General features: G+C 65.3%; 27 protein-coding genes and 1 tRNA gene. 21 read left to right on the plus strand and 7 right to left on the minus strand.

Features of this window, described 5'->3' with window-relative positions:
- Nucleotides 1–64: 64 nt before the first annotated feature.
- Nucleotides 65–697, minus strand: a complete 633-nt coding sequence (locus OEW28_RS16245) for a TetR/AcrR family transcriptional regulator (RefSeq protein ID WP_263735856.1) — start codon at nucleotides 695–697, stop codon at nucleotides 65–67.
- 125 nt (nucleotides 698–822) lie between these two features.
- On the opposite strand from OEW28_RS16245, the gene OEW28_RS16250 reads away from it, so the two are divergent.
- The 12 genes from OEW28_RS16250 to OEW28_RS16305 all read left to right on the plus strand — a co-directional run bounded on the left by OEW28_RS16250 (nucleotide 823) and on the right by OEW28_RS16305 (nucleotide 13,281).
- Nucleotides 823–2,073, plus strand: a complete 1,251-nt coding sequence (locus tag OEW28_RS16250) for a Zn-dependent hydrolase (RefSeq protein ID WP_263735857.1) — start codon at nucleotides 823–825, stop codon at nucleotides 2,071–2,073.
- Between the two features lie 94 nt (nucleotides 2,074–2,167).
- On the plus strand, nucleotides 2,168–3,625 hold the full coding sequence (gene hydA, locus OEW28_RS16255) for a dihydropyrimidinase (RefSeq protein WP_263735858.1): 1,458 nt from the start codon (nucleotides 2,168–2,170) through the stop codon (nucleotides 3,623–3,625).
- A 2-nt stretch (nucleotides 3,626–3,627) separates the two neighbouring features.
- A complete protein-coding gene (locus tag OEW28_RS16260) occupies nucleotides 3,628–4,428 on the plus strand; it encodes an ABC transporter ATP-binding protein (protein WP_263735859.1) in 801 nt (266 codons plus the stop codon).
- A 141-nt stretch (nucleotides 4,429–4,569) separates the two neighbouring features.
- Nucleotides 4,570–5,433, plus strand: coding sequence for an ABC transporter permease (locus tag OEW28_RS16265; protein WP_263735860.1), 864 nt, complete (start codon nucleotides 4,570–4,572; stop codon nucleotides 5,431–5,433).
- Nucleotides 5,430–6,281, plus strand: coding sequence for an ABC transporter permease (locus tag OEW28_RS16270; protein WP_263735861.1), 852 nt, complete (start codon nucleotides 5,430–5,432; stop codon nucleotides 6,279–6,281). The genes OEW28_RS16265 and OEW28_RS16270 overlap by 4 nt, the downstream gene beginning before the upstream one ends.
- Before the next feature lie 21 nt (nucleotides 6,282–6,302).
- A complete protein-coding gene (locus OEW28_RS16275) occupies nucleotides 6,303–7,283 on the plus strand; it encodes an ABC transporter substrate-binding protein (protein ID WP_263736032.1) in 981 nt (326 codons plus the stop codon).
- Between the two features lie 53 nt (nucleotides 7,284–7,336).
- The gene (locus OEW28_RS16280) at nucleotides 7,337–7,549 is read left to right on the plus strand and encodes a hypothetical protein (RefSeq protein ID WP_263735862.1); all 213 of its coding nucleotides are present in this window, start codon (nucleotides 7,337–7,339) and stop codon (nucleotides 7,547–7,549) included.
- A 9-nt stretch (nucleotides 7,550–7,558) separates the two neighbouring features.
- A complete protein-coding gene (locus OEW28_RS16285; RefSeq protein ID WP_263735863.1) occupies nucleotides 7,559–7,732 on the plus strand; it encodes a hypothetical protein in 174 nt (57 codons plus the stop codon).
- Between the two features lie 85 nt (nucleotides 7,733–7,817).
- The gene (locus OEW28_RS16290) at nucleotides 7,818–9,128 is read left to right on the plus strand and encodes a helix-turn-helix transcriptional regulator (RefSeq protein ID WP_263735864.1); all 1,311 of its coding nucleotides are present in this window, start codon (nucleotides 7,818–7,820) and stop codon (nucleotides 9,126–9,128) included.
- A 62-nt stretch (nucleotides 9,129–9,190) separates the two neighbouring features.
- Nucleotides 9,191–9,460 (plus strand): hypothetical protein, encoded by a 270-nt coding sequence (locus OEW28_RS16295; protein WP_263735865.1) that lies wholly within the window; start codon nucleotides 9,191–9,193, stop codon nucleotides 9,458–9,460.
- Between the two features lie 2 nt (nucleotides 9,461–9,462).
- Nucleotides 9,463–12,153, plus strand: coding sequence for a sensor histidine kinase (locus OEW28_RS16300; RefSeq protein ID WP_263736033.1), 2,691 nt, complete (start codon nucleotides 9,463–9,465; stop codon nucleotides 12,151–12,153).
- A gap of 81 nt (nucleotides 12,154–12,234) precedes the next feature.
- On the plus strand, nucleotides 12,235–13,281 hold the full coding sequence (locus OEW28_RS16305; protein WP_263735866.1) for a FliM/FliN family flagellar motor switch protein: 1,047 nt from the start codon (nucleotides 12,235–12,237) through the stop codon (nucleotides 13,279–13,281).
- 12 nt (nucleotides 13,282–13,293) lie between these two features.
- Here the strand turns inward: OEW28_RS16305 and OEW28_RS16310 are convergent, their stop codons facing one another.
- Genes OEW28_RS16310 through OEW28_RS18880 form a run of 4 tightly spaced genes read right to left on the minus strand, consistent with a single transcriptional unit; the run spans nucleotide 13,294 to nucleotide 14,426 of the window.
- Nucleotides 13,294–13,719 (minus strand): protein tyrosine phosphatase family protein, encoded by a 426-nt coding sequence (locus tag OEW28_RS16310; RefSeq protein ID WP_263735867.1) that lies wholly within the window; start codon nucleotides 13,717–13,719, stop codon nucleotides 13,294–13,296.
- A 10-nt stretch (nucleotides 13,720–13,729) separates the two neighbouring features.
- Nucleotides 13,730–13,906: a DUF6691 family protein gene (locus tag OEW28_RS18870; RefSeq protein WP_318527577.1), complete on the minus strand. Its 177-nt coding sequence runs from the start codon at nucleotides 13,904–13,906 to the stop codon at nucleotides 13,730–13,732.
- The gene (locus OEW28_RS18875; RefSeq protein ID WP_318527565.1) at nucleotides 13,843–14,109 is read right to left on the minus strand and encodes a DUF6691 family protein; all 267 of its coding nucleotides are present in this window, start codon (nucleotides 14,107–14,109) and stop codon (nucleotides 13,843–13,845) included. Before OEW28_RS18875 ends, OEW28_RS18870 begins: the two co-directional genes overlap by 64 nt.
- Nucleotides 14,106–14,426, minus strand: coding sequence for a YeeE/YedE family protein (locus tag OEW28_RS18880; protein WP_318527566.1), 321 nt, complete (start codon nucleotides 14,424–14,426; stop codon nucleotides 14,106–14,108). The genes OEW28_RS18875 and OEW28_RS18880 overlap by 4 nt, the downstream gene beginning before the upstream one ends.
- Before the next feature lie 145 nt (nucleotides 14,427–14,571).
- On the opposite strand from OEW28_RS18880, the gene OEW28_RS16320 reads away from it, so the two are divergent.
- Together OEW28_RS16320 and OEW28_RS16325 are read left to right on the plus strand one after the other, a co-directional pair.
- Nucleotides 14,572–14,895, plus strand: a complete 324-nt coding sequence (locus OEW28_RS16320) for a TraR/DksA family transcriptional regulator (RefSeq protein ID WP_263735868.1) — start codon at nucleotides 14,572–14,574, stop codon at nucleotides 14,893–14,895.
- 117 nt (nucleotides 14,896–15,012) lie between these two features.
- Nucleotides 15,013–17,094 carry an enoyl-CoA hydratase-related protein gene (locus tag OEW28_RS16325; RefSeq protein WP_263735869.1) on the plus strand — a complete coding sequence of 694 codons (2,082 nt, stop codon included), beginning with the start codon at nucleotides 15,013–15,015 and terminating at the stop codon, nucleotides 17,092–17,094.
- 19 nt (nucleotides 17,095–17,113) lie between these two features.
- Here OEW28_RS16325 and OEW28_RS16330 read toward each other — a convergent pair whose 3' ends face one another.
- Nucleotides 17,114–17,329 carry a hypothetical protein gene (locus OEW28_RS16330; RefSeq protein ID WP_263735870.1) on the minus strand — a complete coding sequence of 72 codons (216 nt, stop codon included), beginning with the start codon at nucleotides 17,327–17,329 and terminating at the stop codon, nucleotides 17,114–17,116.
- 143 nt (nucleotides 17,330–17,472) lie between these two features.
- On the opposite strand from OEW28_RS16330, the gene OEW28_RS16335 reads away from it, so the two are divergent.
- A complete protein-coding gene (locus OEW28_RS16335) occupies nucleotides 17,473–17,733 on the plus strand; it encodes a DUF2312 domain-containing protein (RefSeq protein WP_263735871.1) in 261 nt (86 codons plus the stop codon).
- Between the two features lie 98 nt (nucleotides 17,734–17,831).
- Nucleotides 17,832–19,271, plus strand: coding sequence for a PhoX family protein (locus tag OEW28_RS16340; protein WP_263735872.1), 1,440 nt, complete (start codon nucleotides 17,832–17,834; stop codon nucleotides 19,269–19,271).
- Between the two features lie 48 nt (nucleotides 19,272–19,319).
- Here the strand turns inward: OEW28_RS16340 and OEW28_RS16345 are convergent, their stop codons facing one another.
- A complete protein-coding gene (locus OEW28_RS16345; protein WP_263735873.1) occupies nucleotides 19,320–20,192 on the minus strand; it encodes a hypothetical protein in 873 nt (290 codons plus the stop codon).
- 89 nt (nucleotides 20,193–20,281) lie between these two features.
- Here OEW28_RS16345 and OEW28_RS16350 point away from each other — a divergent pair, with 89 nt between their 5' ends.
- From OEW28_RS16350 to OEW28_RS16370, 5 genes are all read left to right on the plus strand, one after another.
- Nucleotides 20,282–21,970 carry an ABC transporter permease gene (locus tag OEW28_RS16350; protein ID WP_412174812.1) on the plus strand — a complete coding sequence of 563 codons (1,689 nt, stop codon included), beginning with the start codon at nucleotides 20,282–20,284 and terminating at the stop codon, nucleotides 21,968–21,970.
- Between the two features lie 47 nt (nucleotides 21,971–22,017).
- Nucleotides 22,018–22,093 (plus strand) — tRNA-Thr (locus OEW28_RS16355).
- Between the two features lie 215 nt (nucleotides 22,094–22,308).
- Entirely contained in the window at nucleotides 22,309–23,733 is a 1,425-nt protein-coding gene (locus tag OEW28_RS16360) for a circularly permuted type 2 ATP-grasp protein (RefSeq protein ID WP_263735874.1), read from the plus strand.
- Nucleotides 23,734–23,736: 3 nt separating this feature from the next.
- Nucleotides 23,737–24,678: an alpha-E domain-containing protein gene (locus OEW28_RS16365; RefSeq protein WP_263735875.1), complete on the plus strand. Its 942-nt coding sequence runs from the start codon at nucleotides 23,737–23,739 to the stop codon at nucleotides 24,676–24,678.
- 3 nt (nucleotides 24,679–24,681) lie between these two features.
- Nucleotides 24,682–25,479 carry a transglutaminase family protein gene (locus tag OEW28_RS16370; protein ID WP_263735876.1) on the plus strand — a complete coding sequence of 266 codons (798 nt, stop codon included), beginning with the start codon at nucleotides 24,682–24,684 and terminating at the stop codon, nucleotides 25,477–25,479.
- Nucleotides 25,480–25,519: the final 40 nt, after the last annotated feature.

Here is a 25,519-nt window from a genome sequence, read left to right on the forward strand (position 1 = left end):
GGTCAGCCCGACGCTTGTTGAATGAAAAGCGACACGGCGCACGGTCGTTTTCAGTCGTGAGCGATTACAGCGCCCCGATCCCGCGCAGGATGATCGTCTTGACGCTGGCCTTCGCCGCCTTCCACTGCTGATCTGAAAGCGGCATCCCGCCGTTCAGCGTCTCGATCTGATGGCCGAAGTCGGCGTAATGCTGCGTTGTCGCCCAAAGCATGTAAAGCAGGTGGTTGGGGTCGATGGGCGCCATCTTGCCCTCGTCGATCCACTTTTGGATCAATCGGGCCCGTCCGGCGGTCCAGTCGCGCAGCGTGGTTTCCAGGTAGTCCTGGATGACCGGTGCGCCGTGCATGACCTCGCTTGCCCAGACCTTTGAGCCGAACGGATGACGGCGCGAGATTTCCATCTTGGCATCAATGTAGGCGCCGATCGCCTCGACCGGTCCGGGCGCATTGTCGAAGCTGTCGGCGGCGTGCAACCAGATTTCGAAGATCTGCTGCACCACCTTGCGGTAAAGCTCTTCCTTCGTCGCAAAATAGTAGTGCAGGTTGGCCTTGGGCAGCCCGGCCATGTCGGCGATCAGTTGCATCGTCGCGCCGCCGAAACCGGCTTCGGCAAAGACCTTTTCGGCCGCCGCCAGGATCCGCGCCTCGTTTTCCTGCCGGATCGCGCCGCGCTTCGATATGCGTTCGACTTCGGTCATGGCCTCCAAGATAATCGTTGACCGGTTGGTCAGGTTGTGGTGCTTTTAACCTTGACCATATGGTCAGGAAGCGAGTCGTCGCAAGGGGCATCAAGATCCCGGTCGGGCGACCAAGGGAGATAGCCATGGCAGCACCCGGAGAGAACCTCCGCATAGATCCCGCGCGACTGTGGGACAGCCTGATGGAGATGGCCAAGATCGGTCCCGGCGTCGCGGGTGGCAACAACCGCCAGACCCTGACCGACGCCGACAGCGAGGGCCGGCACCTGTTCAAGAAGTGGTGCGATGCGGCGGGCATGACCATGGGCGTCGACACGATGGGCAACATGTTCGCGACCCGCGCGGGCGAGGACCCGGACGCGGCGCCGGTTTACATGGGCTCTCACCTTGATACCCAGCCCACGGGCGGCAAGTACGACGGTGTCCTTGGGGTTCTGGGCGCGCTGGAATGCGTGCGCACGATGAACGACCTTGGCATCAGGACGAAACATCCGATCGTCGTCGTCAACTGGACGAACGAGGAGGGAACGCGCTTTGCCCCCGCCATGCTCGCCTCGGGCGTGTTCGCGGGCAAACACACGCAGGACTTTGCCTACGACCGCGAGGATCACGACGGCAAGAAATTCGGCGACGAGTTGAAACGCATCGGCTGGGTCGGCGATGAGCCGGTCGGCGACCGCAAGATCCACGCGCTGTTCGAATTGCATATCGAGCAGGGTCCGATCCTTGAGGCCGAGGGCAAGGACATCGGCGTCGTCACCCACGGGCAAGGCCTGCGCTGGATCGAGTGTACGGTGACGGGCAAGGAGAGCCACACCGGATCGACCCCGATGCACATGCGCAAGAACGCAGGCCGGGGTTTGGCGCTGGTCACCGAGCTTGTCCACGAGATCGCGATGAAGAACCAGCCGAACGCGGTGGGCGCGATCGGCCATATCGATGTCTATCCCAACAGCCGCAACATCATCCCGGGCCGCGTCGTCTTTACCGTCGACATGCGGACCCACATTCTGCCCAAGCTGAACGCGATGGTCGATGAGCTGATGGCGCGCGCCCCCAAGCTCTGCGCCGATATCGGCGTGGGGTTCGAGGCCAGGATCGTCGGCCAGTTCGACCCGCCCGCCTTCGACGAGGGCTGCGTGGCGGCCGTGCGCAACGCGGCCGAGCGGCTGGGCTACAGCCATATGGATATCGTCTCGGGCGCCGGCCATGACGCCTGCTGGATCAACGACGTAGCACCCACCGCGATGATCATGTGCCCCTGCGTGGACGGTCTGTCCCACAACGAGGCCGAGGAGATCACCCCGGAATGGGCGGCTGCGGGCACGGATGTTCTCCTGCACGCGGTCCTGGAGACGGCGGAGGTCGTGGGGTGAGCGCAAAGCCGGGGGCGCTGCCCCCGGACCCCCGGGATATTTGAGAAAAGAAGAAGGGGCGGATCGCCGCCATTCTGACAGGAGAGTGAAAGTAATGGCGACCACAGTCATCAAGAACGGCACCATCGTCACCGCCGATCTGACCTACAAGGCGGATGTGCTGGTCGAGGGCGGCAAGATCACCCAGATCGGCGAGAACCTGAAAGGTGACAAGGTGCTCGACGCCACCGGCTGCTATGTCATGCCCGGCGGCATCGACCCGCATACGCATCTGGAGATGCCCTTCATGGGCACCTACTCAAGCGATGATTTCGAAAGCGGCACCCGGGCGGCGCTGGCGGGCGGGACGACGATGGTGGTGGACTTCGTGCTGCCCTCGCCGGGGCAGGGGCTGCTGGATGCCAAGCAGATGTGGCACAACAAGTCTGGCCGGGCGAATTGCGATTACAGCTACCACATGGCCGTTACCTGGTGGGGCGAGCAGGTCTTTGACGAGATGAAGACGGTGGTCGAAAAGGAAGGCATCACCACCTTCAAGCATTTCATGGCCTACAAGGGCGCGCTTATGGTCAATGACGATGAGATGTACGCCTCGTTCCGCCGACTGGCGGAACTGGGCGGCATCGCGCTGGTGCATGCCGAAAACGGCGACGTGGTGGCAGAGTTGCAGCGCAAGCTTCTGGAAGAGGGAAACACCGGCCCCGAGGCGCACGCCTATTCCCGCCCCCCGCAGGTCGAGGGCGAGGCCACGAACCGCGCGATCATGATCGCGGACATGGCGGGTGTGCCGCTTTACGTCGTCCACACCTCCTGCGAGGAGGCGCACGAGGCGATCCGACGCGCGCGGATGCAGGGCAAGCGCGTCTGGGGCGAGCCCTTGATCCAGCACCTGACGCTGGATGAAAGCGAGTATTTCAACCAGGACTGGGATCACGCCGCCCGCCGCGTGATGTCGCCGCCTTTCCGCAATCGCAAGCACCAGGAAAGCCTGTGGGCGGGCCTGCAATCCGGGTCGCTTTCCGTGGTCGCGACCGACCACTGCGCCTTCACGACCGAACAGAAGCGGTTTGGGGTCGGCGACTTCACCAAGATCCCGAACGGAACGGGGGGGCTTGAGGACCGGATGCCGATGCTCTGGACCCACGGGGTCGCGACCGGCCGGCTGACACCGAACGAATTCGTCGCGGTCACCTCGACCAACATCGCCAAGATCCTGAACTGCTATCCGCGCAAGGGCGCGGTGCTGGTGGGCGCGGATGCCGACCTTGTCGTTTGGGACCCCGAGAAGGAGAAGGTGATCAGCGCCGGGACCCAGCAGTCAGCGATCGACTACAACGTGTTCGAAGGGCAGAAGGTGAAGGGTCTGCCGCGTTATACGCTGACGCGCGGGGTCGTTGCGGTGAACGACGGCAAGGTCGAGACGCGCGAGGGTCACGGCGAGTTCGTGCGGCGCGAGGCCGGCAACCCGGTCAACAGGGCGCTGTCGAGTTGGAAGGAACTGACCGCGCCGCGCCCGGTCGCGCGCAGCGGCATCCCGGCCAGCGGGGTCTGACGGTGAAGGATACTGTCGCCACCGCAAGGCCGGTGATCGAGGCGAAGGGTCTGGGTCTGACGTTCCAGACCAACGACGGCCCCGTCCACGCTCTGACGGATGTGAACCTCACGATCGGCAAGGGCGAGTTCGTCAGCTTCATCGGGCCGTCGGGTTGTGGCAAGACGACGTTTCTTCGGTGTATCGCCGCGCTGGAACATCCGACGCAAGGGGCGCTGACGGTCAACGGCACCTCACCCGATGCGGCGCGTCAGGCGCGGGCCTATGGCTATGTCTTCCAGGCGGCGGGGCTTTATCCCTGGCGCACGATTGCAGGGAATGTGAAACTTCCGTTGGAAATAATGGGATATTCCAAGGCCGAGCAGAACGAACGTGTTCGAAAAGTGCTATCCTTGGTGGACCTCGACGGCTTCGGGAAGAAGTTCCCGTGGCAGCTTTCAGGGGGGATGCAGCAGCGCGCCTCGATCGCGCGTGCCCTGGCCTTCGATGCCGACATCCTGTTGATGGACGAACCCTTCGGCGCGCTGGACGAAATCGTGCGCGACCGGCTGAACGAAGAGCTGCTGAAGCTTTGGGCGGCGACGGGTAAGACCATCGGTTTCGTCACCCATTCCATCCCCGAGGCGGTCTATCTGTCCACGAGGATCGTCGTAATGAGCCCACGGCCGGGACGGATCACCGACGTGATCGAAAGCACGTTGCCAAAGGAACGGCCTCTGGAGATCAGGGATTCTAGGGAATTCATCGAGATCGCGCACCGCGTGCGGGAAGGGCTGCGGGCGGGGCACGGCGATGAGGTCTGAGCTTCGCATGAACCCATTCGGCCGACACCGCGGACATCGCCCGCCCTGGGCCGGGTGCGGGGGGCTGTCTGCCCCCCGGTCGCCGGCCGCGCCGGCGACGCCCCCCGAGGATACTTGGGAAAAGAAGACGGGGCGGGTTGCATGAGGTCGGTCCTGCCCATCCTTGCCGTGCTTCTTGCCATCGTCGCGGTCTGGTACATCGCGGCGATCAGGATGAACTCGACCTGGACCTACGACCAGGCGGCACGGGCGGAAACCGAGGTTTCCTTCGCCGAGGTCGTGGTCGACACGATGGCGCAGGAGCGCCCGGTTCTGCCCGCGCCGCATCAGGTGGCGGTTGGCCTGTGGGAGGGTTTGTTCGGTCAGAAGTTCACTTCGAAGCGCAGTCTTGTCTATCATGGCTGGATCACGCTCTCGGCCACGCTGGTCGGGTTTGCGATCGGCACGGGGCTGGGTATCCTGCTGGCCGTGGGGATCGTTCACAACCGGGCGATGGACCTGTCGGTCATGCCCTGGGCGATCGCAAGCCAGACGATCCCGATCCTGGCCATCGCGCCCATGGTGATCGTGGTTCTGGCATCGGTCGGCGTGACCGGGCTTTTGCCGAAGGCGGTGATTTCCGCCTATCTGTCGTTCTTTCCGGTGGTCGTGGGCATGGTAAAGGGGCTCAGAAGCCCGGACCGCATGCAGCTTGACCTTCTCAAGACATATAACGCGAGCCGTTGGGCCGCGTTCTGGAAGTTGCGGCTTCCCGCGTCGATGCCTTACCTTTTCGCCTCGCTCAAGGTGTCGATGGCGGCGTCGCTTGTCGGCGCCATCGTGGGTGAGCTGCCGGCCGGGGCGACTTCCGGATTGGGCGCGCGGCTTCTGTCGGGCAGCTACTATGGCCAGACGATCCAGATATGGGCCGCGTTGTTCGCGGCGGCGATACTGGCGGCCGGATTGGTCATCGTGATCGGCGCGATCGAGAAGGTGGCGCTACGTCGGATGGGAATGGTGCGATGACGTGGCTTTGGGGTGCGATCCTGTTCTGGCTGGGTGCCTGGGGCCTCAATGCCTGGGCCGCGAACCAGCCCTTCGCGCGGACCCGCGCGGGCAAGCTGGCGATACCCGCTCTGTTCGGCGTGACGCTGCTGGTTCTTTGGGAAGGCATTGTGCGCGGGCTGGACGTGCCTGGCGTCATCCTGCCCGCGCCGTCCGTCATATGGGGAACGATCACGACCTCTGTCCCGACGCTTTGGCAGGATTTCGTCCAGACGATCTTGAAGGGCGGGCTGTCGGGCTATGTGATCGGTTGTGGCGCGGCGATCGCGACGGCGATCGCCATCGACCGCTCGCCCTTCCTGCAAAAGGGCCTGCTGCCGGTCGGAAATTTCGTCGCGGCCCTTCCCATCGTCGGCATCGCGCCGATCCTTGTCATGTGGTTCGGCTTCGACTGGCAGTCGAAGGCGGCGGTGGTCGTCGTGATGGTCTTCTTCCCCGTGCTGGTGAACACGGTGGCGGGGCTAGCCGCGACCGACCGGATGCAGCGCGACCTCATGGCGACCTATTCGGCCAGCTATTGGCAGACCCTGATGAAACTGCGTCTGCCGGCGGCCATGCCGTTCATCTTCAACGGGCTGAAAATCGCGACGACCCTTGCCCTGATCGGGGCGATCGTTGCCGAATTTTTCGGCTCTCCCATCAAGGGGATGGGATTTCGCATCTCGACCGCCGTTGGCCAGCTTGCGCTGGACATGGTTTGGGCGGAGATTGCCGTGGCGGCCCTGGCCGGTTCGGCATTCTACGGGCTTGTGGCGCTGATCGAGAAAGGCGTCACCTTCTGGCATCCGTCGCAGCGGGCGCGGAGCTGACAACAGGGGAGCAATGACATGATGAAATGGACGGTTTCGGTTCTTGCGGCGGGGCTTCTGGCCACCGCGGCGCAGGCGGCCGACGACGTGACGCTGCAGCTGAAATGGGTCACGCAAGCCCAGTTCGCAGGCTATTACGTCGCCAAGGACAAGGGCTTCTATGAGGAAGAGGGGCTGAACGTCACGATCCTTCCGGGCGGACCGGACATCGCGCCCACGCAGGTGATTGCGGGCGGCGGCGCCGACGTGATGATCGACTGGATGCCCTCGGCGCTTGCGGCGCGGGAAAAGGGCCTGCCGCTGGTCAACATCGCGCAACCCTTCAAGTCCTCGGGGATGATGCTGACCTGCCTGAAGGAAACGGGCGTCACGGGGCCTGAGGATTTCAAGGGCAAGACGCTGGGCGTCTGGTTCTTCGGCAACGAATACCCGTTCCTGTCGTGGATGGCGACGCTTGGCATTCCGACCACGGGTGGCGCGGACGGAGTCGAGGTTCTGAAGCAGGGTTTCAACGTCGACCCGCTTCTTCAGAAGCAGGCGGCCTGCATCTCGACCATGACCTACAACGAATACTGGCAGGTCATCGATGCCGGGATAAGCCCGGATGACCTCGTCACCTTCAAGTACCAGGACGAGGGCGTGGCGACGATGGAGGACGGGCTTTACGTGCTTGAGGGCAACCTTCAGGACCAGGCGTTCGAAGACAAGATGGTTCGCTTCGTCCGCGCGTCGATGAAGGGATGGAAGTGGGCCGAAGAAAACCCGGACGAGGCGGCGATGATCGTTCTGGACAACGACGAAACCGGCGCCCAGACCGAAACCCACCAGAAGCGGATGATGGGCGAGATCGCCAAGTTGACGGCCGGCTCCAATGGCGCGCTTGATCCTGCCGACTACGAACGCACGGTTGCGACGCTTCTTGCAGGCGGATCGGATCCTGTGATCTCGAAAGCGCCCGAAGGGGCCTGGACGCACCAGATCACGGACAAGGCGCTTCAGTAAACCTTTGCACCTGAAAGGCTCGGCGCGGGACGGCAACGTCCCGCGCCTTTTTCATGCCGATGCCGGATGTCGCCGCCGGTCCCGGAACTGTCTTCGCCGCGATCGCAAGGGTTGCCGGTTGCATCGCGATCCTGGCGCCACGCGACAAGTTCACCATTGCCAGGATGGTGGCCATTGATGTTGCTCAATTCGTCCCGGTGCGGGGGCTTTGGTCTTGCTCTTGGAGCCGGATCGGGGTCTATCTGGCGCTGGCAGGTCAGATCTAGGGGGATGGCATGGCGATGCATTCGGGGCTTCGGAAAAGCGGGCGCGCAGTGCTGGCTGCCGTGGCATTCACGGTTGTGGCGATGGTCGCGGCTTGTGACCGGGACAAGGTCGAGCTGACCCAGTGCGAAGGCGATTTGCCCGAGATCGCGCGGACCTCGGACGTCGCGCCGCCGAACTGCTGATCGGTAAAGCAGCTGGCAAGCCCCTATCCTTGCAATGGATTTCTGTTAATCTTGCAGCCGCTGCGCAAGGCTGGGAGGAACGGATATGGCGCGCGGGGCGCTGACGGGATCGCGGGTGCGCGAACGGCGCGCGCTGGCCGGTCTGAAGCAGGCCGATCTGGCGCGGGCAGCTGGCATATCCGCGGCTTATCTCAACCTGATAGAACACAACCGCCGCAGGGTCGGGCCGGAACTTCTGTCGCGACTGGCTGCGGCGCTTGGCGTCGATGAAACCTCGCTTGCCGAAGGCGGCAAGAGTGCGCTGTTTGACGCACTGCGCGAGGCCGCGGCCGGGGTCGGGGCGGGCGAGGTGCCGCCGGAGGTCGAACAGATCGAGGAATTCGCGGGCCGCTTTCCGGGTTGGGCGGCGCTGCTGGCCGCGCGGCAGCGCCGGGTCGGGGACCTGGAACGGACCGTCGAGGCGCTGACCGAGCGCATGGCCCATGATCCGCATCTGTCGGCCTCATTGCACGAGGTTCTATCTGCGGTGACGTCGGTCCGCTCGACCGCGGCGATCCTTGCGGAAACAGAGGATATCGAACCGCGCTGGCGGGCGCTATTCCATCGGAACCTCGGCAACGATTCCCTGAGGCTGTCCGAGGCCGCGGCGGCGCTTGTCGCCTATCTCGACCTTGCCAAGGAGGCAGAGACAGGCCCGTCCTCGCCGCAGGAGGAGGTCGAAGCCTGGTTGGCGAACCAGAACTACCACGTCGCGGCGCTTGAAGGCGCGTCTGCCCCCGCGCCCGAGGACCTGGTTCAGGGGGCCGTGGACCTGGCCACGACGCCCGCGCGGCGCCTGGCCGTGCAGCACCTGACTCGCTATCGGCAGGATGCGCTTGCGATGCCGCTTGGCGCATTCCGCAAGTCGGTGGCGGAGCTTGGGCAGAATCCCTCGGCCCTTGCCCGCGCCTTCGGCACGCGCCTGACGCAGGTATTCCGGCGCCTTGCAAGCCTGCCGCCCGACGAGGGCATGCGGCAGGTCGGGCTGGTCGTCTGCGACGCGGCTGGGGCGTTCACCTTCCGCAAGCCCGCGCCGGGCTTCGCCTTGCCGCGCCATGGTGCGGCCTGTCCGCTCTGGCCGCTCTACGAGGCGCTGGCCCGGCCCGGTGTTCCGATCCGGGCGGTGATGGAGGTGGCGGGCCGTGTGCCGCAGCGCTTCGAGGTCTTTGCGATCGGAGAGGTGAGCCATCCGCAGGGCTTCGACGGGCCGACGGTGTCAGAGGCGGCGATGCTGGTCCTGCCCGCGGCAACGGTCCGGACCGATGCCGAACTGATGGTCGGGGCCGCCTGCCGCATCTGTCCGCGCGCCGATTGCGCCGCCCGGCGCGAGCCCTCGATCCTGCTTGAGGGCGTTTGACGGTTTTCTTTGACAGGCGGGGCGCGCAGTCGCGATGATCGCCGCAATGGGGGAGGTGATGCATGAGCCGTAAGCCGAGGCCGCTCTTTCTGGAACGGCGAAGCTATCGACGCAGGCGCCTTTCGGATGCCGCGCGCATTCTTCCACTGCTGGGATTTGTCCTTTTCCTCGTCCCGATCCTGTGGTTGCCCGCCGAAACGCCTGCGCCCGATACGGGCCGTGGCGGCGTCTATGTTTTCGCCGTTTGGTTCCTGCTGATCATCGCCACATTCGGGCTGTCGCGCGTCCTGTCGGATGACGAGGACGCCAAGCGCCCCGACGGGGATGACTGATGGTGCCTTTCAACATCCTCGTCGCGGTCTGCCTGTTCTATGTTCTGGTGCTGTTCGTTGTCGCCTGGGCGGCAGAGCGGCGCGCCGAACGCGGACGGGCGCACTGGCTGCGGTCCCCCACGATATACACGCTGTCGCTGTCGATCTATTGCACGGCTTGGACCTTCTACGGGGCGGTCGGCTATGCGGCGCGATCCGGCCTGGAATTCGTCACGATCTACCTTGGTCCTTCGCTGATCATGGTGGGCTGGTGGTGGTTTCTCAGAAAGCTTGTCCGCATCGGCCGCAGCCAGCGCGTGACCTCGATCGCCGACCTGATCTCGTCGCGCTACGGCAAGTCGAACCTGCTTGGCGTGATCGTGACCTTGATCGCGGTTGTCGCGGCGACCCCCTACATCGCGCTTCAGCTTCAGTCGGTCACGCTGTCCTTCGGCGTGTTCGCCTCGGGCACGCCCGAGGGCTGGGGGCTGCCCGATCAGGGCGCGACCGCGCTTTGGGTGGCGGGGGGGCTTGCGATCTTCACCATTCTTTTCGGAACGCGGAACCTTGACGCGAACGAGCGTCACCATGGTGTTGTGACCGCCATCGCGCTTGAAGCGGTGGTCAAACTGGTGGCACTGCTGGCGGTGGGGATCTTCGTCGTCTGGGGGGTGGCCGGAAGCTGGGCCGAAGTCTTTGCCCGCATCGACGCCTCACCCATCGCCGACTGGGAGCTGAAGCCCGCGCGGTGGATCGGGCTGACGATGGTATCCGCCGCCGCCGTCCTGACACTTCCGCGCATGTTCCAGGTCATGGTCGTCGAAAACTCGGACGAGCGGCATCTTGAGACCGCTTCCTGGGCGTTCCCGCTGTACCTGCTGCTGATGAGCCTGTTCGTCGTTCCCATCGCTGTCGTCGGCCTGTCGGTCCTGCCGCCGGGATCGAACCCCGACCTGTTCGTGCTGACGCTGCCCTTGGCCTTCGATCAGGGAAAGCTGGCGATGCTGGCATTCCTGGGCGGGTTCTCTTCGGCAACGTCGATGGTGATCGTGGCGGCAATCGCGCTGGCCACGATGGTCTCGAACCATATCGTGGTGCCGCTCTGGCTGGCCTTCCGCGAAGGGGGGGCGCGCGCGCCGGGCGATGTGCGTGGGATCGTCCTGACCTCCCGACGGGTGTCTATCGCGGGCATCCTGGCGCTGGGATATATCTACTACCGCCTGTCGGGCGGGTCCGCGGCGCTGGCGGCGATCGGCCTGATCGCCTTCGTGGGCGTTGCGCAGATCCTGCCCGCGATGATGGGCGCGATCTTCTGGCGGGGCGCCACGGGCCGTGGCGCGGCACTTGGGCTGGTGACGGGCTTCCTGGTCTGGCTCTACACGCTCTATCTGCCCTCTTTCGGCGAAGAGGGGCTTTTGTCCCATGCCGTCCTGGCTGAAGGGCCGTGGGGAATATCCTGGCTCAGGCCCCAGGCGCTGTTCGGGTCCGAGGCGCTGGACCCGCTTCTGCACGCGGTCTTCTGGTCGCTGGCGTTGAACACGCTGGCCTTCATCGCGGGTTCGCTGCTCAGCTTTCCCACGCCTCTGGAGCGTCTTCAGGGGTTGGCGTTCGTCAACGTCTTCGATCATGCCCCGGGCCAGGGCGGATGGTCGCGCGGCGGGGCCGAGGCCGAGGACCTTCTGGCGATGTCGCAGGGCATCCTTGGCGCAGAAGAGGCGCAGGAGTTCTTCCGTGCCGAAGCGGCTGCGCAGGGGCGTGCCGGCTTCCTGCCCGACACCACGCCCGAGTTCATCGAACGGCTTGAGCGGCGGCTGGCGGGCTCGGTCGGTTCGGCGACGGCCCATGCGATGATCGCGCAGTTCGCCGTCGGCGCTGCCGTATCCGCGCAGGACCTGATGGCTGTCGCCTCCGAGGCGCAGCAGATCATGGAGTATTCCGCGCAGCTTGAAGCCAAGTCAGAGGAACTGGCCCGCACCGCGCGGCAGCTTCGCGACGCGAACGACAAGCTGACGGAACTGTCGGTGCAGAAAGACGCCTTCCTCAGCCAGATCAGCCACGAGCTGCGGACGCCCATGACGTCGATCCGGGCGTTTTCCGAGATCCTGATGGATGAGGACCTGCCGGCGGACATGCGCAAGAAGTACGCCTGCATCATCCAGGACGAGGCGATCCGTCTGACAGGGCTTCTGAACGACCTGCTCGACCTGTCGGTACTTGAGAACCGCAAGGTTCAGCTGAACGTCCGTGTCGCGAACCTGCACGATCTGATAGATCGCGCACTGCAATCCGCGGGATCGACGCGGCCGGAGCGGTCCTTCCTGATCCACCGCGACATCGCTTCCGAGCACATGCCTGTCTTTACCGACACCGATCGGCTGGTGCAGGTCTTCATCAACCTGATTTCCAACGCGCGAAAGTACTGCGACGCCGAGCGGCCAGAACTGACGATCAAGGTGCGGCGCCGGTCATCCCGGATCGAGATCGACTTCATCGACAACGGCGCAGGCATACCGAAGAAGTCCCAGACGCTGATCTTCGAGAAATTCGCGCGCCTGACGGACACGAGCCGCGCGGGCGGTGCCGGCCTTGGCCTTGCGATCTGTCGCGAGATCATGGTCAACCTCGGAGGATCTGTCGCCTATCTGCCCGGACAGGGCGGTGCGGCCTTCCGGGTGACCCTGCCGGTGCGCAAGGGGGCAGAAAAAGCCGCCTGACACGGCCGGGCGACGTGTCGCGTCAACCAATCGCTAACCGCTTCCTGCGACACCTCGCAAAAGGGGCGCGAGGCGTATCGGATGGCTGAGGCCGCGGCAACTGCAGTGAAGCGCAAGCTCATGGCCAAGGGGGGCGGCGGAGACGCCGTGCTTCATGCCTTTGGCCAGGCTATCGCCCGCGCGGCACATGACCTGTTCGCCTTGTCCCTAAGGGTGAATGCGCAGTCGATCTCGCTCAGGTCCCTGACCGAACTGCCCGAACTTCTTGAGGATCACGCCCTGCTGACCCTGCTTGACGGCCCGAAGGAAGCGATCGGGCTTTGCGCGGTGGGGGCAGGGCTGTTGTCTGCGTTGATCGAGATGCAGATGACCGGGCGAATTGGACCGACCGCGCCTGATCAGCGGCGTCCGACCCGCACCGATGCGGCCATGATCTCGCCCTTTGTCGACGCCGTGCTGATGGGCGTGACGGCTGCGCTTGAGGAAAGCGATGACCGCGTTTGGGCCAGCGGGTTCAATTATGCCTCCTGCCTTGAGGATCCGCGGCCGCTTCAGCTCTTGCTTGAGGATGGTGCGCTCAAGGTGTTGCGGATCGGCCTTCTTCTGGGCAACGAGGCGATCCGGGAAGGTAGCATCCTTCTGGCCTTGCCTTCCAACGGCAGGGCACAGGCGCCGGCGTCCGGCACCGGAAACGCTGCGGAAGGCGCGCGCGACTGGAGCCAGAGCCTGGAACGCGCTGTTCTTGGGGCTCCGGTCGTGGCGGAAGCCTTGCTGGGACGCATCCGCTTGTCGGCGCAGGGGATGCTGGACCTGAGGCCCGGAATGCTGCTGCCCCTGCCTTCCGAAAGCATCGGGCGGGCAACACTGGAAGTCGGCCTGGGCGGGACGTTCGCGCGCGGCCGATTGGGGCGCATGCGCGGGATGCGCGCGCTCAGGATCGACGAACTCTCGGAGATCGCAGCGCCGGAGCCCGCGGTCTTCGTCACGCCGCTCCCCCCTCCGATGCAGGGGCTTGGCAGCGCCCGAAGTTCCGCCGCGACAGTCGGGGCGGACAGGGCAGACCATGCCCAAGACAACGCGCGCGATGCGCGCGCGCGCCTTGAACGGACTGCGCGCCAAGCCAGCTAGGCCAAGGGCGTGTCAACGCTGGGCGAGATCCGAAAGACGTGCGCGAAACGGTTCAAGGTCGTATCCCCACTTGGCGGGGCGCGCGATCAGTTCGTCGGTGGGCAGCTTGCCGGCCTGGCTGAACGCCCAGGCGATCGAGGACCGGTTGCCCGAGGCGCAATAGGCAAGGACCGGCCCTTCGGTTTCGGCCTGAACCCGGCCCTGGGTCGCGATGTTGTCCGGGGTGAACGCGCCCGGGATCAGCGGGTTCTCGATGAAGGTCATGCCCGCAGCCTCGACCACGGCGCGCATGTTGTCCGCGCAGATCGCATCGGGGATTTCAGCATCCGGCCGGTTGCAGATGACGGCCACGAACCCGGCAGCCTTCAAGGCGGGGACATCCTCCGGCAGGATCTGCGGGGACACCGCGTAGGTTGGGGTCAGGTAGCGGAATTCCATTATCGTCTCCTCAGCCGGCAGCAAGGCGGTCGATCCGCACCCGCAATACTGGTGCCGCGACCATACCTGCCAACATTGCGATAAGGAAGAGCAGGCCGTTCCATCCGCCAAAGGGCAGGATCGCTACCGAAGGGCCTGGGCAAAGGCCCGCAAGGCCCCGGCCGAAGCCGAGGAAAAGCGAGCGGATGACAAGGGCCTGGTCGGCCTCGCGGAAGGGGGCGGAGGGGGGGGCGGGGTCAGCGCGCCGCCGGACATCGGGGACCTGCGGCGCGGTGCGATCCGCCAGGCGATGGCCATGGGGATGATCGCCGCGGCCAGGACGAAGGCCAACGTCGGGTTCCAGTTGCCGAAGACGTCGCGCCAGCCGATGACTTTCGTCGTGTCGGTCATGCCAGATACCATTGGGCCCGCCGCGTGCCCGCGCCCACCATCAGCCCCGCAGCGATCAGGATCAGCGGCCGGGTCGTCAGATGAGTGGCGGGCTTGCCCAGCACCAGCCAAAGCAGGCCGGGCACGAGCGCGAGGCTCGAAAGGTAGGCAAGGTTCTCAAGCGCCGAGGCTCGGCTGGCGCGTTGTTCGCTTCCATCGGCAAGACCGCCGATGATCCCGGAAGCCCCCATGATCCTGCCGTTCAGCCACAGGTATGCCGCGGCCGCGGTGCCGATCATCGCGCCGCCGACGAGTCCCCAAATCCAGTCCGACTGCATCCGTCACCCTCTTGTGTCCAACCATCGAGATCGTCGGGCCCGTCCCGGCTGAAATGGGGAAGTCATCACGCCTCCGGATTGACTTGCGTCAATGCCCAGTTTGGCAGAGCCTGTGTAATTGAGAGACAGGATCAAGGAGACGCATATGAAATCCGTCGCAACCCGCAAGGCAGAACTTGAAGCGCGCCGCAAGGCGCTGCTGTCTCGGATCGAGGAGATCGGACAAGAGCTTGACGCCCATGACTCGAAGGATTGGGAGGAGCTCGCCGTCGAGCGGGAAAGCGATGAGGTGCTTGAGGATCTGGGCAACTCGGCCCAGAACGAATTGCGCATGATCGACGCGGCGATGCACCGCATCGAGGACGGTGAATACGGCTTCTGCGTCCAGTGCGGCAACGAGATCACCGAAGAGCGGCTTGATCTGCTGCCTGCTACCCCATTCTGCCGCGACTGTGCGCAGCTCCGCTGACCGCGCGACGCCAAGGTTGCGAAATGCGGCGGCGGCGATAAGCTCCGGTCAGGGCAGCAGTGCGTTCCGTATCTGACTGAATCGGGCGCAACCGGGATCGGCGAGGCGCGTGCAGGCATGGCAGAGCTGGTAAGGGCCGTGAACAGCGATGGCATCGCCTTGCTGCGCATTGTCAACCCGCCGCTCAACCTCTTGTCTCAACCGGTTCGCGTGGCCCTTTTGGCCGCGCTCGAGGCCGCCGAGGCCGATCCGTCGGTCGAGGCGATCGTTCTTGCCGCCGAAGGCCCGAACTGGTCCGCGGGCGAGGACATCAAGGAACTTGACCTGCCTGCCACCCGTCCGTCGTTGTCAGACGTGTGCGACGCCGTCGCGGCCAGCCTGAAGCCTGTCGCCGCCGCCATGCGTGGCAGTGTTTCGGGCGGCGGGCTGGAATTGGCGCTCGCGGCGGGGACGCGCGTGGCATCGGCGGATGCGCGCTTCGGATTTCCGTGGGTCGCGCTTGGCATGGCGCCCGGTGCGGGCGGGACCCAGCGTGCGCCGCGCCTGATCGGCGCACGCGCGGCGCTGGAGTTGATGCTTGGCGGGCAGATGATGTCGGCGCAAGGTGCCCGCGCCGCAGGTCTGATCGATGCGGTTTCGGATGATGCGGTGAGTGCCGCAAAGGATATTGCACGTGCGATGGCGGGTGGCGCGCCGCCCCCGGTGCGTCCGGCCACCGCCGATGGCGTCGACCGTCCCGGCGCCTATCTTGCCGCCGTCGCCGAGGCCCGCGCCGCACTGCGCGACACGCAAACCGAGGCGCCTGCCCGCATCATGGAGTGCATCGAGGCCGCGGCCCTGCTGCCCGAGGCCGAGGGGTATGAGTTTGAACGGGTCGCCTACGAAGAATTGCGCGCCAGCCCCGAAGCCGCTGCATTGCGCCATCTCCACCAGGCCGAGCGCCGCTTGCTGCGCAACCCCGACCTGGGCGCGATCGAGATCGCGCCGCGCCGCACGGTTGCCCTTGCAGGTGAGACCCTGGTCGTGGCCGATCTGGCGCGCGATCTGCTGCATCGGGGCTGGCGCGTCACCCTGTTCGATCCCGCGACCGAGATCCTCACCCGCACGATCGGATTGGTTGCCGCCCGCTTTGAGCACGACGAGGCACAAGGGCGCATGTCTGCCGCCGCGCGCCAGGAAGCCTGGGCGCGCTTCGACGGCGCGACCGAGTTCCGTGATTTGCAGGGGGTCGATGTCGTATGCGACCTGTCCGATCTTGCCGGGCGCGAAGCCGAAGCGCGCATGGCCGAGTTCGGACGCGTCGCGGCAGAGGGCGCGATCCTCGCGACTTCGGCGACCGGGCCGAATCTGGACAAGGCGATCGCGGTCTCGCGGCGGCCAGCGGCCGTGGTGGGCCTGCGCCCGGCCGGACCCGAGACGTCGCGCCTGTTCGAAATCGCCGCAAGCCGGATCACCGACCGGGAAATCCTTGCAGCCGTTCTGGGTCTGCTGGTGCAAAGCGGGCGGAGCGCTGTTCGGACCGGACTTGGCAGCGGCAGTTTGGGGGAACATCTTTTCGGCGCGTTGCGGTTCGCCGCCGACACGCTGCTGGAAGAGGGCGCCAGCCCGTACCAGGTCGATGCCGTGATGGTCGCGCAGGGGTGGCATGCTGGCCCCTACGCGGCGCTCGACCGGCAGGGGCTTATCTCGGATCTTGAGTGGCGCGCGCGGCTTGAGGCCGAAGAGGTCCGCCCGCTTGGAAACGCGGGGATCGGGCTTGCGCTGCTGGAACTGGGCCGGGGCGGGGTCGCCACCGGGGCGGGCTACTACCGCCACGAGGCAAGGGACGGCGAGCCCGTTCAGGACCCGGACGTCCTGCGGATTCTCGCGGAACATCGTGGCGGGCCGGGGCGGACGATTTCCGCGCAAGAGATACGTACGCGTCTTGGCGCAGCACTTGCCAACGAGGGCGCGCGGCTTATCGAAGAGGGGCTGGCCCGGCGCCCTTCGGACATCGATATTGTCGCGATCCTTGGGATGGGCGCGCCAAGGACAACGGGCGGGCCGATGCATGCGGCAGAGCGCGCGGGGCTTCTGACGGTTCGAAACGTGCTGCGCAAGCTGGCCCAAGGGCGCGACGAACGGTTCTGGCGCCCTGCCGCGATCTGGGATGAAATGATCCGGTCGGGGCGCCGCTTTGCCGATCTGAACGGCGCGTGACGCGGTCGCCGCAGTTGTCTTATCCCAGGACGATCCCGACCACGACCATCATCAGGCCGATGGCGGAAAGCAGTAGCGCCCCCAGGTTCCAGGCGATCACGCGCTGAATCCTGGCGCGCAGCTCGGCGTCGTCCAGTCCCGCGCGCCGCGCCTTCGCGACGCTGACGATACAGGCCACCAGACCCGCCAGCCCCAACAGCGTCACTGCAGCACCTGTCCAGATCAGCCAGCCCATGTCGCCTCCTTGTCTGACGCATCCTGCCCTAGCGCGGGGCGCGGCAGAGGGCAAGTCCATGGCGCGCCGCGACCGCCTGCGGCCCCTTGAAGCGGCGCGCCCTAGGCTTTAGTCAGGACGCCTGTCCGAAAGGGAGTCCCAGGATGAACCAGCCCGTGTCCGACGCCACCTACAACGTCACCGCCGACGAACTGCGTCAGTTCATCGAGCAGTACGAGCACCTGGAGGCCGAGAAGAAGGACGTCACAGAGCAGCAGAAGGAAATCATGGCCGAAGCGAAGGCGCGGGGCTATGACACCAAGGTGATGCGCAAGATCATCGCGCTCAGGAAGCGTGACAAGGATGACATCGCCGAGGAAGAGGCCGTGCTGGAAATGTACAAGGCCGCGCTTGGCATGAGCTGAAGCCGGGACGCATTTTCATCGTCACGTCACCAAACCGAGAAAATTCCATCAAACTCGTGCTGCATGGAATGCCCACGGAAAACTTTCTGGGGGTAACCATGAAAAGCCTTGCTCTTCTTTGCCTGTCTTCAAGCCTTCTGGCGGTGACCACGGCTTCGGCCGAAGATTTCGGCGCCGGCCGCGACATCGCTCTTGCCGAAAATGCCGCCGGTCTTTTCGGCGTGGCCGGGCCCTTGGCGGCCTCGACAGAGCCTTCGGTCGAGACGGGCTACCGCGTGGCGGACCAGTCCGCTGGCGATCAGCTTCTGCTGGCCTCGGGCCTGAGCGCTGAGTACGTCACCCGCGCGGCCGGCAATCATCTGGACATGATGGTCTTCTGGCCTGCCGAAAACCCCACTCACATGGTTGCCTGCATCGAGGGCAAACGGGAAGAGATCGCGGCTGGCAAGTTCAACCCGGCGATCCAATCGATCGATCTGGCGAACGGTGAGGTGCGGACCCTTGTTCGGGGCATGGACCGTTGCGACGGGATCCGCACGACGGCCTGGGGCACGATCCTTGCGACCGAGGAAACCGACGATGGCGCAGCGTGGGAGATCATCGATCCGCTCGGGCTCGACAATGCCGTGATCTCGGATCGCGAAGGCGGCATTGCCTCGGATCCTGCGCGGCTGGTCAGGCGGCCGAAACTGCCGGTGATGGCCTGGGAGGGCCTCACGGTCACGCCCGAGGGCGTGGTGATCGGCGGCGATGAGCTGCGACCGGGAACCGCGGCGGCAGACGTCGATGGCGGCGCGATGTTCAAGTTCGTGCCGGCCGTGGCGCATGGCGGTGGGGCGATCGAAAGCCTTGACCAGTCGCCCCTGGCCGATGGCAGATCCTATGCGATGCAGGTGTCTTGCGTGAAGGGCAAGGTCCAGGCCGGGCAGGGCTGCGAGGTCGGCAACGCGCTTTGGGTGGAAATCGACCCGACGAACGCGCGCGCCGATGCCGACGCCAAGGGCGCGACCGGGTTCTACCGCCCCGAAGATCTGCATGCGGATCCGACCTTTGCCGGCGAAGGTGTCCGCTTCTGCTGGACCAACACCGGTAACGAAGGTGCGGGCCACTACGGCGAGGTGCTCTGCGCCATCGACCGAGAGCCGATGGCGACGCCGCAACCCGACGCCGAGGGCAAGCTGGCCATGACCGTGAAGGTCAACCGCTTCATCGAGGGCGACCCCGAGCTGAATTCGGTCGACAACCTGGACTTCCAGCCGGTGACGGGGATCCTCTACGTCGTCGAGGATCACGAGAATGGCGATGTCTGGGCCTGTCTGCCCGACGGCTGGGACCGTGACCTGAAGTCCGACGGTTGCGTCCGCGTGCTATCGGTCAAGGACAGCTCGGCCGAACCGACCGGCTTCATCTTCGCGCCCGATGGTCGCACGGCCTATGTCTCGATCCAGCACTCGGACGATACGAACATGCCGATGGTCGACGATTACGCCACCGACGACCTGATCCGCATCACGGGTTTCCAGGCAGTGGCCAACTGAACCCCCGACAGGATTGCGAAGGGCGGCGTTTCCGCCGCCCTTCTTGCATCATGGCCAAAGGAACTCGACCCGCGGAAAGGACGCGATCGCGGCGACGTCGGCATCATATTCGGCCGTCATCTGGTCGATCAGAGTCTGGGACCAGCCGGGCAGTTCTATGGCCTCTTCCGCCGCACCCTCGCGCAGGTGCGCCGCGAGCACTTCGGCGGTGATCGCGCGGCGGCTTTCGATGTCGCGCGGGGCGGTCGACAGACGGGACTCGAGCGTGGCCAAGCCCGCGGGCGTCAGCAGGGTCGCGAGAAAGTCGTTCTCTCCCTCAAGCGCGATTTCGGGGTTCAGATCGGCCATGCGGCGCAGCAGTTCGGGCCACACGAACGGAAGGTCCTCATCGCACCAGAGGACAAGCCGCGCATCGGGGACGCGCTCGAATATACGCTCGATCACGGGGCGCCAGCGCATTTCCAGCGGGTGGGCGGCCCCCATCACGTCGCGATAGCTTTGCCCCCGCTGCATGCGCACCAGCGCGGGCACCAGCGTGGCGGGATTGCGCAACCCGATGTGGAATTCGCACGCACCCTCGGCGAAGATTCGCGACAGCGCGGCAACATTTCGCGGCGCGTTGGCGTAAAGGCCGTCCTCTCCGATCGAATGCATGGGAATCGACATGAGGAAATCGTGGCTGAAGATCAGGCGGCTGGCCGGGGTTCCGTCCAGCAGGTCCTCGATGATCATCTGCCCCGCGTCCTGCCCCAGAAGCCCGCCCGAGAGCGACTGCATGGCGCGGCGCAGAACCGGCCTGAACTGCGCAGGCGAAGGTACGGCGACCCCGCGGTCGACCAGAAGCCCGCGATTCTTGAGAAGCGCCTTCAGGATACGGCCTTCGTCGGTGCAATGCGCGCCGATGTGATAGATGACCTGCATACCGAAACGGTTCCCGTCTGTGTTCGACCGGGGCGGACAGTATACGGGCTTTCTGGACAGGAAAACCGCTTTCGGCTAACCCCGTCGCCATGACCAACGACATGCCAGCCCCGATCCCCGGTTCGATCGCCCCCGGCGCGCGCAAGCGGGCGGGCAGCGGGGTCTGGTCGCTGGCGGCGCTGGTCATCGCCGCGCTCGTTCTGCTGCCGATCCTGTCGGTCGTGGCCATCGCCTTTCATCCCAGCGAAAACATCTGGCCACATCTGCTGTCGACGACCTTGCCGCGCTACCTGGGCAACACCACGCTGCTCACGCTCGGGACGGGCGCGCTTTCGGCCGCTGTGGGCGCGGGGGCGGCCTGGCTTGTGACGATGTACCGCTTCCCGTTTTCGCGGCTGATGGAGTGGCTGCTGCTTCTCCCGCTGGCCATTCCGGCCTATGTCGGCGCCTATGCGCTTGTCGACTTCCTGGAATATTCCGGGCCCGTTCAGACCACGCTGCGCGAGGCGATGGGCTGGACCTCGGCGCGCGACTACTGGTTCCCCGAAGTCCGTTCGCGCCTGATGGCTATCGTCGTGCTGTCGGCGGCGCTTTATCCCTATGTCTACATGTTGGCCCGCGCGGCCTTCCGCGAACAGTCCGCCGGCAGTTACGAAGTTGCGCGCGCTCTGGGCGCCGGACCTGTCGGGTTGTTCCTGCGCGTCGGGCTGCCGCTTGCCCGTCCGGCAATCGCCGCCGGCGCCGCCATCGTGATGATGGAAACGGTCAACGATTTCGGCGTCGTCGATTTCTTTGGCGTCCAGACGCTGACGACGGGCATCTTCTCGGTCTGGCTGGAATCCATGAACGCCGGCGGTGCGGCGCAGATCGCCTGCGTGATCCTGACGATCATCCTGGTGCTTGTGGCGCTGGAAAAGGTCAGCCGCCGCCATTCGCGCTACTACCACTCCGCCCGCCAGCCGCGCCCGATCGCGCGGGTCGAACTGAAGGCGGGCGCGGGGCTGCTGGCCTTGGGCCTGTGCGCGCTGCCCTTCGCCACGGGCTTCCTGCTGCCGGTCGGGGTCATCGGGGCCCACGCACTCGACAATCCCGAGGCATGGGTCAGCAAGGGGCTGGTGCGGGCGTTCCTGAATACCCTGACGGTGGCTGGATCGGCGGCGGCGGTGACGGTCCTGGGCGCGCTTCTGATGGTCTATGGCGTCAGGCTAACCGGGCGGCGGCTGCCCCGGCTGCTGCTGCCCGCCACGACGATCGGCTACGCCGCGCCCGGCGCGGTGCTTGCGGTCGGCATCCTGATCCCCATGGCGGCCTTCGATCACGCGGTGGCCGATACGGTGCTGTACCTGACCGGCTTCGATCCGGGCCTGCTGATCACCGGTTCCGCGGCCGCGATCGTGTTCGCCTATTCCGTTCGCTTCTTCGCCATCGCGCAAGGTGCGCTGGATACCGCCTTCGGGCGCGTCTCGCCTTCGCTTCCCATGGCCGCGCGATCGCTTGGCCGCACCGCCGGCGGCTCGCTGCGCGAGGTCTATCTTCCGCTGATGAAAGGCTCGGTCGGAACGGCGCTCTTGCTGGTCTTCGTCGACGGGGTCAAGGAATTGCCGGCAACGCTTCTGCTGCGTCCTTTCAACTACGATACACTGGCCACACGTGTGCATGAGAAGGCGAGTCTCGAGAATCTGGGCGACGCGTCCCCGCCCGCGCTGCTGGTGATCGGGGTCGGACTTCTGGCCGTCGGACTGATGGCGCGCGCCCAGATGCGCCCCGGCTCAACCTGAGGCTTCCTCTTGCGTGGACCGGGCAACGCGTTTATTCCAGCCGCAGTGCCCCTATAGCTCAGCTGGTAGAGCATCTGATTTGTAATCAGAGGGTCGGCGGTTCAAGTCCGTCTGGGGGCACCAGTTTCCAACATCGATGAACTGTGGTTCTTGCGGCCATTCGAGGCGTGGCGGCCTGGATCTTGGGCAGCCAGATGCCGCGGCGCATGGCCCAGGATGTGCCCTTTATGCTTGCAAAGGCCAAGTGCGCAGCGCAGAAATTAGGCAATCCTGGATTGTCCCGGCGGCGGCGTTCAGCATGCATGGATTCCGGCGGACTTGCGCGCCGATGGTGGGTCATGAGCCAAGAATCGATCTTTGACGAAATGTGGGGGCGCGAGGGAAGCTTGCGCGATCCCTACCGCAGGTTCAGCGGCTGGCTGGACGGCGAGGATCCGAAGCGGCTTCGCGCCAAACAGCGCGAGGCCGAAGACCTGTTCCGGCTGACGGGCATCACTTTCAACGTCTATGGCCGCGCCGAGGCCGAAGAGCGGCTGATCCCCTTCGACATCATCCCGCGCATCGTTTCGGGCGCCGAGTGGACCCGGCTGTCGCGCGGGATCGAACAACGCGTTCGGGCGATCAACGCCTTTCTGTTCGACATCTACCATGGACAGGAGATCATCAAGGCGGGGCGCTTGCCGCTAGAGATGATCAGCCGCAACGAAGCCTTCCTGCCCCAGATGATCGGCGTTTCGCCTCCGGGCGGGATCTACACCCATATCGTCGGTATCGACCTGGTGCGCACCGGGCCGGATGAATTCTACGTTCTTGAGGACAATGCGCGCACGCCGTCCGGGGTCAGCTACATGCTGGAGAACCGCGAGACGATGCTGCAGATGTTCCCCGAGCTTTTCGCCCGCAACCGGGTGCAGCCGGTCCAGACTTATCCGGCCGATCTCTTGCGCTCGCTCGCGGCCTGCGCGCCGGAAAACACCGGTGCCAACCCGACCGTCGCGGTCCTGACACCAGGCATCTACAACTCGGCCTATTTCGAACATGCGTTCCTGGCCGATCAGATGGGAATCGAGCTGGTCGAGGGGCAGGACCTTCGCGTGGTGGACGGCCGCGTTGCGATGCGGACCACGCGGGGCTACAAGGCGATCGATGTCCTGTACCGCCGGGTGGACGACGATTTTCTCGATCCCCTGAACTTCAATCCCGAAAGCGCGCTCGGCGTGCCGGGGATCATGGACGTGTATCGTGCGGGCGGCATCACGATCGCCAACGCGCCGGGCACCGGGATCGCCGACGACAAGGCCATCTATTCCTACATGCCCGAAATCGTCGAGTTCTACACGGGGGAGCGTCCGCTTCTGGGCAACGTGCCGACCTGGCGCTGTTCCGAAAGGGAAGCCCTGGCCTATGTGCTTGACCACCTGGATGAACTGGTGGTGAAAGAGGTCCATGGCTCGGGCGGCTACGGCATGCTGATCGGGCCGACGTCAAGCAAGAAGGAACTGGCGGCGTTCCGCCAGAAGCTGATCGCGCGGCCCTCCAACTACATCGCGCAGCCGACGCTCAGCCTTTCGACCGTGCCGATCTTTTCGCGCGCGGGACTGAGCCCCCGGCATGTGGACCTGCGGCCGTTCGTGCTGATGAGCCCGGACGGCATCAAGATCACGCCCGGCGGCTTGACGCGCGTCGCGCTCAAGAAAGGGTCGCTTGTCGTCAACTCCTCGCAGGGGGGCGGCACGAAGGACACCTGGGTGCTGGAGGACTGACGGTTGCTGGGCAAGACGGCCAACGGGCTTTTCTGGATGTACCGTTACCTCGAACGGGCGGAAAACACCTCCCGCCTGATCGAGACGGGCCAGCGCATCGCGCTGACGCGTCTTGGCGCCTCTGCCGAGGAGTGGCGCTCGATCCTGGAAACGGCCGGTGTCTACTCGGGCTACGCTTCGGTCCATGACACGCTGTCGAAAGAAGCTGCGATCGACTGGATGCTGCGCGATCCGGCCAACCCTTCCTCCGTGCTCTCGTCGATCGCGGCGGCGCGTCAGAACGCGCGGATGGTTCGCACGGCGCTGACACACGAGGTATGGGAAGCGACGAACAGCGCCCACATGCGCGCGCAGGAGCTTCTGTCTCGAAAGGTGGGCGAACGAGACCTGCCCGGCGTTCTCGGTTCCATCCGGCAACGTGCGGCGCTGGTGCGCGGGGCGACCCACGGGACGATGCTGCGCAACGACATCTACGATTTCGCCCGCATCGGCACTTTCCTTGAGCGCGCGGACAACACGGCGCGGATCCTTGACGTGAAGTACTACGTCCTGCTGCCTTCGGTGTCCGCCGTCGGTTCCACCGTGGACAACGTGCAATGGGAAACGATCCTGCGCGCCGTGTCGGGGCGCGGCGGCTTTCGAATGGAATACGGCGCCAGCGCCGGTCCACGCGAAATCGCCCAGTTCCTGATCCTGGACAAGCGGATGCCGCGCAGCCTGGCCTTCTGCCTTGGCAAGATCCGCGACAATCTGGGCTATCTCGACGGGGATTCCGGCCAGCGCTCGCCCGCGCTTGCCAAGCTGGATCACATCGAAACCACCTATCTGAGCCACGATATCGACGCGGTCTTCGATTTCGGCCTGCACGAATTCATCCAGAAGATGCTGACTCTTCTGGCGGAGATCGGCCGCCAGATCGAGATCGACTACAGATTTTACGAGTGATCCATGCGCCTGAAAGTCTCCCACGCGACGCGCTACCGTTTCGATCACCCGGTCAGCTACGGGCTTCAGCAACTGCGCAAGACGCCCAGGGCGAGCGACGCCCAGACGGTGCTGGCCTGGACGACCTCGGTGACCGGCGGAAAGAAGGAACTGTCGTTCGATGACCATCACGGCAATCGGGTCGAGTTGATCAGCTTCGAACGCGATGTGAGCGAAGTGGTCGTCGCAAGCGAAGGTGAAGTGGAGCTTCGCGACACCAATGGCGTCGTTGGGCGGCACGCGGGTCCCGCGCCCCTGTGGCTTTACGCCCGCGCGACCCGTCGCACGCAGGCCGGCGCCGGGGTCAAGGCTCTGGTGCAGGCGGTCGAAGGGGACGGAGCGCTTGCGCGGATGCACCATCTGATGGGGACGGTCCTGGACGCGGTCCGTTACGAGGTCGGCGCCTCTGACCCTGGCTGGGGGGCTGAAGCGGCGCTTGGAGCCGGGCGGGGCGTGTGTCAGGATCACGCCCATGTGTTCATCGCCTGCGCGCGCGAGATGGGCGTGCCCGCGCGTTATGTTTCCGGCTACCTGATGCTGGACGGCCGTATCCAGCAAGAGGCGATGCACGCCTGGGCCGAAGCCCATGTCGAAGGACTGGGGTGGGTCGGCTTCGACGTGGCGAACGGGATCTGCCCCGACGATCGCTACGTTCGCGTGGCGACCGGGCTTGACTACGCCGATGCGGCACCCGTGATCGGCACGCGCATCGGCGGGCAGGGCGAGGCATTGGACATCCAGATCCAGGTTTCCCAGCAGTAGCTCCATTCGCCATCGGGCTTTTCGATTTGATGGGACCCGG

It is taken from the genome of Albidovulum marisflavi (assembly GCF_025751435.1).
Taxonomy (GTDB): Bacteria; Pseudomonadota; Alphaproteobacteria; order Rhodobacterales; family Rhodobacteraceae; genus Albidovulum; species Albidovulum marisflavi.